General features: G+C 52.5%; 9 protein-coding genes. 5 read left to right on the top strand and 4 right to left on the bottom strand.

The features are described from left to right. The 4 genes from WCC56_RS05210 to WCC56_RS05195 form a co-directional block, all read right to left on the bottom strand. On the bottom strand, positions 1-1151 hold a 1151-nt coding region (locus WCC56_RS05210; RefSeq protein WP_424691354.1), incomplete at its 3' end, for a glycoside hydrolase family 28 protein. A gap of 76 nt (positions 1152-1227) precedes the next feature. Continuing rightward, positions 1228-2343, bottom strand: coding sequence for a lactonase family protein (locus WCC56_RS05205; protein WP_424691353.1), 1116 nt, complete (start codon positions 2341-2343; stop codon positions 1228-1230). A 9-nt stretch (positions 2344-2352) separates the two neighbouring features. Further along, positions 2353-3696, bottom strand: coding sequence for an enolase C-terminal domain-like protein (locus WCC56_RS05200; protein WP_424691352.1), 1344 nt, complete (start codon positions 3694-3696; stop codon positions 2353-2355). Further along, the gene (locus WCC56_RS05195) at positions 3674-5026 is read right to left on the bottom strand and encodes an MFS transporter (RefSeq protein ID WP_424691351.1); all 1353 of its coding nucleotides are present in this window, start codon (positions 5024-5026) and stop codon (positions 3674-3676) included. Before WCC56_RS05195 ends, WCC56_RS05200 begins: the two co-directional genes overlap by 23 nt. 539 nt (positions 5027-5565) lie before the next feature. On the opposite strand from WCC56_RS05195, the gene WCC56_RS05190 reads away from it, so the two are divergent. The 5 genes from WCC56_RS05190 (at position 5566) to WCC56_RS05170 (ending at position 9727) form a co-directional block, all read left to right on the top strand. Then, the gene (locus WCC56_RS05190; RefSeq protein ID WP_424691350.1) at positions 5566-6036 is read left to right on the top strand and encodes a DUF6130 family protein; all 471 of its coding nucleotides are present in this window, start codon (positions 5566-5568) and stop codon (positions 6034-6036) included. Positions 6037-6206: 170 nt separating this feature from the next. Continuing rightward, positions 6207-7169 (top strand): alpha/beta fold hydrolase, encoded by a 963-nt coding sequence (locus WCC56_RS05185; RefSeq protein WP_424691358.1) that lies wholly within the window; start codon positions 6207-6209, stop codon positions 7167-7169. 105 nt (positions 7170-7274) lie between these two features. Beyond that, complete coding sequence (locus WCC56_RS05180; protein WP_424691349.1) at positions 7275-8015, top strand: response regulator; 741 nt, start codon at positions 7275-7277, stop codon at positions 8013-8015. Beyond that, complete coding sequence (locus tag WCC56_RS05175) at positions 8012-9322, top strand: ATP-binding protein (RefSeq protein WP_424691348.1); 1311 nt, start codon at positions 8012-8014, stop codon at positions 9320-9322. Before WCC56_RS05180 ends, WCC56_RS05175 begins: the two co-directional genes overlap by 4 nt. 147 nt (positions 9323-9469) lie before the next feature. Further along, positions 9470-9727: a DUF1471 domain-containing protein gene (locus WCC56_RS05170; RefSeq protein WP_424691347.1), complete on the top strand. Its 258-nt coding sequence runs from the start codon at positions 9470-9472 to the stop codon at positions 9725-9727. The last annotated feature ends 27 nt before the right edge of the window (positions 9728-9754 follow it).

The raw sequence follows: 9754 nt of genomic DNA, 5'->3' as shown, positions 1-9754 counted from the left end.
CTGAAAATCATGGCGTAAGTCGCTTTGGTCGCCATCAGATCGGAAATGGTTATGCCTTTGATTTTCGGCGTTGACGCCGTTACTGGGGCCGTTTCAATCGGCTGGATCAGCGAGTGAGCTTGCGCTCCCGCCTGGCCGCTGTAGCTGTTGGTCACCAGGATCGGCGTATTCACATTGGTCATGGTGAGGTGACTGGCGATAAGAGGGCCTATTGTGTTGCCTCTGTCTCTGGCGGATTTAATGCGAACGCCATTTTCGGTATTCAGGAAAGTGACGCGGCTGATTGTGACCTTGCCGATACCGTTAGCGGTTTCACTGCCCACCGAAATACCGTGACCATCACGCATTATAGAGTCGTGGATTGTGATGTCTTCCGAGGCTGCTGCCGTGCCGTTGACCAACCCGGACTTGATGGCAATATTGTCATCACCAGTATGAATATCCATATTTGAAACGGTGACATTTCTCGAAGAGACAATGTCCATTCCGTCAGTATTAGGCGAGGAGACGGGATTGGTAATCTTCACGTTGCTCACCGTAATATCAGCGCTATTGCGGATAACAATGTTCCACATGGGAGAATTAGTCAGGTGCAGGTATTCTATCTTCCCGCCGGTGACATCATTAAATTCTACAAACCATGGGCGAGGGACGCCGTTCGCCAATGGAATTCCTGGGAAGCGGTCGGTGAAGGCTTTTTTATTTCCCCCTCTCACTTCGCCACGGATTTTCAAGGCTTCAGGCCACCAGCTTTTCTCTCCATCGCCATCCAACGTGCCACCGCCCGTAATAGCCACGTTTTTTACATTGCTGGCGAAGATAAAGGCTTCATTTGCTTTGGCAGGATGCCCAATAAACGCTGAGATAAATTTGCCTTCCTGATTGCTGGCTTGCAGCGTTGCCCCTTTTTCAATCTGCAGCGTGATATTGCTTTGCAGTTGCAGCGGCCCACTTAACCAGAGCCCCGGCGACAGTTGAACGGTTCCCCCACCGCGCTGACTGCATTGCTGAATAGCCTGTTGAATGGCCGTTGTATTCAGGGTTTTGCCATCCGGCTTACCCCCAAAATCCTGGGGAAGGCAGTCTGCGGCCTGGGCCAGACAAGACGAAATAGAAACACAGCAGATCAGCGTCAGCAGAGATTTATTCATGAATCCTCAATCGAGTAGACCAGTGTAAGGTCGCCACTCAGGGCGACTTGTGTCAGTTTCACGCTACCAGGCGGCCTTAATATGACACCACCGTCACCCAGTTTGCATCGCCCCCGACAGGCGCTTCGCTTACCTTCTTGAGCGCCCCGGTTTTCGCATCGATTTCATAACTACCGGTGACCGCGCTCTTCTCACCGCTGGCAATCAGCCAGCGACCATCAGGCGTAATCGCAATGCCGCGAGGCTGTTTCTCAACTTGCCAGCTACCCATCAGCGTCAGTTTGCCGTCCGCCTTATTCACCTGATAACCGCTAACGGTGCTGCTGGTTCGTTCGCTGACATAGAGAAAACGGCCATCCGGCGTCATTCGAATATCGGCAGCCCAGATACGCGGTGTGGGGTCGCTGTAGTCAGCCGGACGCTCTTTTCCGTGTTCCAGCTTGTATTTTTCAGCCACTGCGTTCGGTGTCTCCGCCACTTTTACCAGCTCGCCGCTGGCTTCACGACGGAACTGCGTGATGATGCCGCCCATCTCGCCGATGTTATAAAGATAGCGATTATCCGGTGAGAGCACCGAATGGCGAGGTCCGTTTTCTGCCGCCGTTTTGACGTAGCCGTTACCCAACGCCTTCAGCTCACCTTCGGGGCTCAAGGTCAGCTGAAGCACGCGATCGGTACCAAGATTGCCGACATAAGCCTCTTTCCCGCTGGCATCCACAATCACCGAATGCGCCGCGTGACCGGTTTTGTAACTCCCGACCGGGGGTGAAATGACGTTGCCATCGCTGGCAAGCCGATAGACGTGCACGATATCGCCGTCATAAGACGCACCGAGCAGGAAGCGTCCCTGTTTGTCAGTGCTGATATAGGGATAACTGGCAGCGGCGGTCACGGCATTGGATTGGCTGAGATCGCCGGTTTTGCTGTCGATGCTCCAGCTCACCAGTTGCAGTGGTTTACTGCGAATGGCTGCATACAGATGTTTGTGGTCGGCGCTCAGCGCCATCGGCATCACTTTTCCGTTGGCTTTGGTGTGCCCCAGCAGTTGCAGCGCGCCGGTTTGCTCGTTCAGCGAGTAGCGTGCGATGCTGCCATCAGTGGCTTCAGACACGTAGACAAAAGTTTGTGCCAGCAGTGGCGCGCTGGCGACCATTGAGGCTAACAGCGTCGCCGCACGTAATAGTTTATTCATGTTGCTTCCTTAGCGAACCAGTGACGGACGTTTGGCGTCATAGCGCCAGTTATCGATTAAAAATTGCATCCCCAACGCATCGTTACGGTTCTTATCCGGCAGCGCGTTGTAGAGCGCATGCGCCTGTTCGACGCGTTCCATATTCAACTCGATGCCCAAACCTGGACCCGGGGGTAATTCCAGGTAGCCATCGCGGATCTGCGGCGGTTGATGCGTCAGTTGCTGGCCATCCTGCCAAATCCAGTGGGTATCAAAAGCGGTCTGACGATCGCCCGGCGCCGCTGCGCCCAGATGCGCCACCATGGCCAGTGAGATATCAAAATGATTATTGGAGTGGCAGCCGGTGGTCAATCCCCATTCATTACACAACTGCGCCACCACGTTGGCGTTACGCATCGTCCAGAAGTGCGGATCGGCAAGCGGAATATCGATGGCGTTAAGCTGCAGCGCATGATTCAGCTGACGCCAGTCGTTAGCGATCATATTCGTGGCGACCGGCACGCCCGTGGCACGACGGAATTCGGCCAGCGTTTCCCTGCCTGAATAGCCCTGTTCAGCACCACAAGGATCCTCCAGATACGGCACCTTCCCCGCCAGCTGTTTGCCAAAGCGAATCGCTTCATCCAGCGACCAGCTGGCGTTAGGATCAACCGTCACCCGCGCACCAGGGAATCGCGCCAGTAGCGCTTCAACCGTCTCCACTTCCACTTCGCCTGACTGCACGCCGCCTTTCAGCTTAAAGTCACGAAAACCGTACTGCTCCACAGCCGCTTCGGCCAGTCGTTGCACCCCAGCGCTGTCCATCGCCGCCTCATGACGCAAACGGAACCAGCCATCTTGCTCCTTATCTCCCGATCGATAATTCATATTGGTGAGCTTGCGATCGGCGATATAGAACAGATAGCCCAGCACCGGAATACGATCACGCTGTTTACCGCTGGCAAGCAGATCTGCCACCGGCAGGTTAAACAGCTTGCCTTGCAGATCCAGCAGCGCGGCTTCAATGGCTGCCGCGGCGTTATAAAACTTTTCCGGATTCATCTGCGGAATATGAATGTCGTTGGTGTGTGAGGTTTGCAGCTGACGCGCCTCACTATTAAAAAGCTGGCTCAGCGTCGCGTTAAGGCGCAGCAGCGAGCTGCCTTCAATCAGCGGCCGAAACTGCTCCAGCAGCTGCAGGGTGGAGGCGTGACAAGGCGTTTCGCCGACGCCGGTATGCCCGGCAGAATCGGTCAGGATCACAATAATCCGCGTAAAGAAGCAGTTATGGGCACCGCCAATGTTCAGTAGCATGCTGTCGTAGCCAGCAACCGGGACGATGCGCATGGAGTTAATGACTGGACTGTCTGACATGGTTTCTCTCCTTGTGACCTAAAGCGGGGGGAACAGGTTTGCGGCGCAGCAGCAGCCATACGCCGGTCACCACTGACACGCTGGTCAGCGCGTAGAGTCCGCCGGTGGTGCTACCGGTGTGCATTTCAAGGTAGCCGAATACCGTAGGCGCGAAGAATCCGCCAAGGTTGCCAATGGAGTTAATCATCGCAATGCCCGGGGCGGCAATCGATGCGGGCAGTTCGCTTTGCGGCATTGGCCAGAAGAATGCGGCGCTGACCTTGGAACCAATACAGGCCACAATCATCGCGACAAAGCCAAACCACGGCGAGCCAAGCGTGGCCATAAAGGTGCCGCAGGCGGCGATCAGCATGGCGATCCCGAGCCCTTTATCCAGCTTATCGCGATATCTGTCGGTGGATTTGCCCAGCAAGAACAGAGCAACGATAGCAAACAGCCATGGAATAGCGGTCAACAGTCCGGTTTCGAAACTGTTGAACCCCTGGATACGTTGAATGATTTGCGGCAACCAGAATACCAACGTGTAGCCGGTCATCGTCATGGTGAAGAAGATCAGGCAGTAGGATAACAGGCTGCGATCGGTGATCAAGCCCCAGCGACCTTGGGTTACTGCACGCTCTTCACGAGCCGCATCTTCCATAGCCAGTTGCAGCGCCAGCGCCTGTTTTTCCGCATCGCTGAGCCATTTCGCCCCGTCTGGTTTAGAGACCAACACAAACGCCGCCAGCAAGCCGATCACGATCGATCCGCCGCCTTCCATAAACATCACCCATTTCCAACCCGCCAGACCGCCCACATCATGCATCATCAGGATTGCGCCTGTTAGCGGGCCGGAGAACAGAAAGGCGCTGGCTGTGGCACTCAGCACCATCGCGGTAGCCCGTCCTCGCCAGGCATTTGGCACCCATTGACGGAAATAGAACAGAACACCGGGGAAGAAGCCCGCCTCCGCTACGCCGAGCAGGAAGCGCAGCAGATAGAAATGCAGCGGCGTGCTGACGAAACCGGTCAACACCACCACCATTCCCCAGGTGATCATAATGCGGGTGAGCCACACGCGAGCGCCGAGTTTTTTCAGCATCATATTACTGGGCACTTCAAACAGCGCATAGCCAATGAAGAACAGTCCCGCACCTAATCCGAATGCAGCGGCGCTGATACCGGCATCGGTTTGCAGCTCGGCTTTGACGAAGCCAATGTTGGCGCGGTCTATCTGATTGACGATAAGCATCAGCGCCAGCATCGGAATAATGCGGCGGAAAAATTTGCCGATGGCGGAAGCGATATGCGCCTCGTGATCGGCTGAGAATTCAGGGTGTTGTTGTGTCATGCGTCACCTGTAGGGGAAAAAAGCACCGCTATAGGTATACGCAGCAGAGGTGGGGTTGGGTTATGTGTTTTTGCCCTGGAACAGTTAGGCAAATGCCCTGTCATTGTTAAATTTCATGAGGTTATGTAAATTAACGTCGGAGAGTTTCGTGCCGGTTTGTGCGCTGGCTCACCTGGACAATGACGCCCACTGCGGGCACGAAGGTGTCAGACTGGAGGGCGACTGCTTCTGCTATGAGCGAAGAGCGGACGTTTGCATTTCTCAAATCTTGTGAATGTAAGATTCGAATCTTGTTGTATTGATCAACAGGGAACAGGTCAAGGTGTTTTCTGTCTCGACGAGGGATCGTGTAAATGCGTGTCGCTTGTATCATTGGGGGAGTTCAAATTCCCTTTGTATCTTAATGTATATAGCTTTGACTCAATACACATTGATTCAATAAAGACAGTTTAGCACACAAGCCCTATACATCGCCGTGGTCTTCTATAAGCGTTGGCTCTGGTCATCATCCGGATGGCTTGCTTATAGGAGTTTCTACCATGTTCCGTAAAATGATCATCATCCCTCTGCTTATCTTTACTTCTGCAACCTGCGCCTGGGCTGAAGGTTTAGCGGGGCGCAGCGCAGCCAGCCTGGAGGGTCTTGCTGCTGTAGCGCCACTTGAACACCCTCAGCCACCTGCAAAACTTATTGTTGATCCGCCATTACCCGGACCGTTAAAAAAAGGGGCGGTCTTTATTCAATATCGTACCGAAAACCTGCGTATAGAACCCGTGTTTGGCGCCGCAGCGCTACAAGTTACACCCCGGATCGGTCACCTTCACGTCATTGTCGATGACAACCCCTGGCATTGGGCAGATACCAGCGGAGAGCCAATAATTCTGGTTGGCCTGCCTGCGGGCAAACATAAAGTTACCCTCATCCTTGCAGACCCTACCCACAAACCTGTTGTCAGCAAAACGGTTGAATTTACCGTGCCACCTCATGATATCTCCTCACATGGAATGTAGCTCTCCAGGAAGCGTTATATCCACAAGGAAGAATCGTTACCCGGGCCAAAATTCCCAGAAGCGATTCGGTTTTAACTGTTACCTGTGCAGCTTCTGCGCTATTAAGCAATCAACCCGATTAACAGATAAATGGAATCAATGAAATGAAAAAAATCATTCAAAAATCACTTATGGCTTCATTGTTTTTGACCCTGGCAGGATCGGCTGCTGCCGCAGCTGAAACAGACTATGCAGCTGCTTTTAAAAATGTGAATCAGATCAAAGCCGGTGTATTGAACGTCGGCTATGTAGATATCGGCCCCAAGGATGGCCAGGTGGTTATCTTGCTGCACGGCTGGCCTTACGATATTAATAGTTATGCCAGTGTGGCACCTCAACTAGCGGAAAAAGGGTACCGTGTCATCGTGCCTTATCTTCGTGGTTATGGCAGCACGCGTTTCATCTCGGCAACTACACCCCGGAATGGTCAGCCATCGGCCATGGCGGAAGATGTCGTGTCATTAATGAATTCTCTGGGGATTAAGCAGGCTGTTTTCGCCGGTTTCGATTGGGGAGCCCGTACAGCGGATATCGTTGCAGCGCTATGGCCGGAGAAAGTGAAATCATTGGTCTCTGTGAGCGGGTATTTGATTGGAAGCCAGGCGTTGGGTAAGAAACCACTTCCGCCAAAGGCTGAACTGCAGTGGTGGTATCAATTCTATTTTGCGACCCCACGCGGCAGTGAAGGCTACGCGAAAAATACCCATGACTTCGCTAAACTGATCTGGCAACAAGCTTCACCAGGGTGGAAATTCAGTGATGCAACGTTCAATTTAACGGCGAAAGCACTGGATAATCCTGATCATGTTGCGATCACTATCAGTAACTACCGGTGGCGCCTGGGGTTAGAAAAAGGTGAACATAAATATGATGCTTATGAGAAAAAACTGGCAACCCTGCCTGTGATAAGCGTTCCGACGATCACCATTGAAGGAGATGATAATGGTGCACCGCATCCTGCACCAGAAACCTACCGTGCGAAATTTAGCGGAAAATATGAGCATCGGACTTTTAGTGGCAATATCGGACATAATCCACCGGCGGAAGACCCCAACGACTTTGTTAAAGCCGTTACGGATGCTGCAGGCATGTAAATGAAGGTCTCGTTCTGTGAGCTTAAAAAAGACCGGGTACGTAGAGCCGGTCTTTTATTCGTTTAAGTTTACGCCCGTTTGTCCCTCTCAAAGCAGGAGTTTCATTTGGAGCATATTGACAATATTCTTGTCGTGGACGACGACCGTGATATTCGCGAACTTGTCACCGACTACCTGATTAAGTCAGGTTACCGGGCCACTGGGGCCGCTAATGGTCGGGAAATGCGGGCGGTGCTTTCTGACAGCCATGTCGATCTTGTTGTCCTGGATATCATGATGCCCGGGGATGACGGCCTGACGTTATGCCGCCAGTTGCGTAACGATACACAACGTAATTTACCGGTACTGATGCTTACAGCACGGAGTGACGACACCGATCGCATTCTTGGTCTGGAAATGGGGGCTGATGATTATCTGATAAAACCGTTCGTCGCCCGTGAATTGTTGGCTCGTATCAAGGCTATTTTACGCAGAACCCGGGCACTCCCACCTAATCTGCAAATTACCGAAGCAGGCAGACTTATCGCCTTTGGTAACTGGCAGCTGGATACCTCAGCACGCCATCTTCTGGACAGTGAAGGGACCATCGTAGCTCTGAGCGGGGCTGAATACCGATTGCTACGTGTGTTTCTTGACCATCCGCAACGGGTGTTGTCACGTGACCAATTATTGAACCTGACTCAGGGCCGCGATGCCGAGTTGTTTGAACGTTCCATCGACCTGCTGGTAAGCCGGTTGCGTCAGCGGTTACTCGATGATGCACGCGAGCCGGCATATCTCAAAACGGTACGCAGTGAAGGGTATGTTCTCGCTATGCCGGTGATCATCAAAGAGGCAAACCAGTGAGGCTATGGCCACGCTCATTATTGTCACGGCTAGTCATGATTGTTCTGCTGGGACTCTTGCTGGCTAATGGCATGACATTGATCAGCCTGATGATTGAGCGAATGAGCAGTGCCAAAAGTGTCATGCTGGGCAATCTGGAATATGACGTGTCGACCAGTGTGGCGATCCTTGACCGCCTGCCTGCAGACGAGCGACCACAGTGGTTGGGTAAACTGGCCCGGGGTAACTATCATTACGAACTTTCTCCCGGATTATCAGGACCTTTCCCAACCAGTTGGCGCTCCCGTGATGCGGTACGTTCTCTTCAGGAAACGCTCGGTAACAGCTATCCGATGACGATGAGTGCTATCCCTGGGCCTGGAGAACATCTTCAAGTACACCTTCTGTTGCATGATGGATCACCCTTAACACTCGATCTCAGGCCCGGCATGCCGGCGATAGCCCGCTGGCTCCCGGCGGTATTAATTGGTCAGTTATTATTGCTACTATTCTGCGCATGGCTGGCTGTACGTCAGGTTGTGAAACCCTTTATCCGCTTCACGCAGGCCGTTGATGCGATAAAGCCAGCTTCCAGTGCTGCACACATCATGCCTGAAAGCGGGCCAGAGGAAGTAAGGCATGCGGCGCGCGCCTTTAATGCGATGCAAATGCGCATTCAGGATCATCTGAGAGAAAGAGCGCAAATCCTTGCAGCCATTTCACATGACCTTCAAACACCCATTACTCGTATGAAGCTTAGAGTTGAGATGTCTGCTCCCCTGGATCTCCGCGACAAGTTACTGGCAGATTTGGACAATATGAGCAAACTGGTTCGTGAGGGAATAGCCTTCGCGCGTTCCGCTGAAGTGCTTGAGGAGAAGCGTCAGACAGTCAGTCTCAATGCCTTCCTGGACAGTATTGTCTGTGACTATCAGGATATTAATAAAGCGGTCTCTTTCTCACCCTGTCATGCGAATGATCGTTTCTCGGTTCGGTTACAAGCCCTTCGCCGGATCATGACGAATCTACTGGATAATGCCCTAAAATTTGGGAGTCGCGCTGACGTGACGCTGGCGTTCCCGGAACACGGAAGTGTTGAAATCCACGTTTGTGATAATGGTCCCGGGATCCCGGAAAATGAACTTCAGGCAGTTCTGGCTCCTTTTTACCGTGTTGAAAGTTCACGCAACCGGCACACAGGCGGTACCGGACTCGGCCTTGCCATTTCATCACAGCTGATTAGTCAGATGTCCGGTACGCTGACTTTGACTAATCTTCCGCAGGGCGGTTTGGATGTGCAAATCATTCTACGCGAGAAGGAATTGTAGGCTTTTGTATCTATACCGCTCCTGCACTAGAAGGCTGACAAATCCGGGCGGTTCCTGACACGTTGTAAACACAAGCCATTGGTTAAATAACGTCACTGCCAGATAACGCAGTGATAACCCAATTTAACCGTGTTTACGAGGTTCATTATGAAAAAACACCTGATTGCATTAATAGCCCTGACCGCTCTTTCCTCTTCATTTTCCTCTTTTGCTTCCCAGGAAGTGAATAATTCAAACGGATTACAGAAAACAGGCACCGTTTCTGACAGCAGCGGAGCTCTCACCTTATCGGATCTGGAAAAAAAGCTACAGAACAAAGCCGCGGAAAAGGGCGCCAGCGCATTTCGGATTATTTCCGTGGGGGGTAACAACACCCTGTATGGTGTAGCCGAAATATACCGCTAAAAGGCAAATATCACTTTCCCAATTATT

Origin of the sequence: Erwinia sp., assembly GCF_049696395.1 — a bacterium.
Taxonomy (GTDB): domain Bacteria; phylum Pseudomonadota; class Gammaproteobacteria; order Enterobacterales; family Enterobacteriaceae; genus Erwinia.
This window is presented reverse-complemented; position numbering and strand designations above follow the sequence as displayed.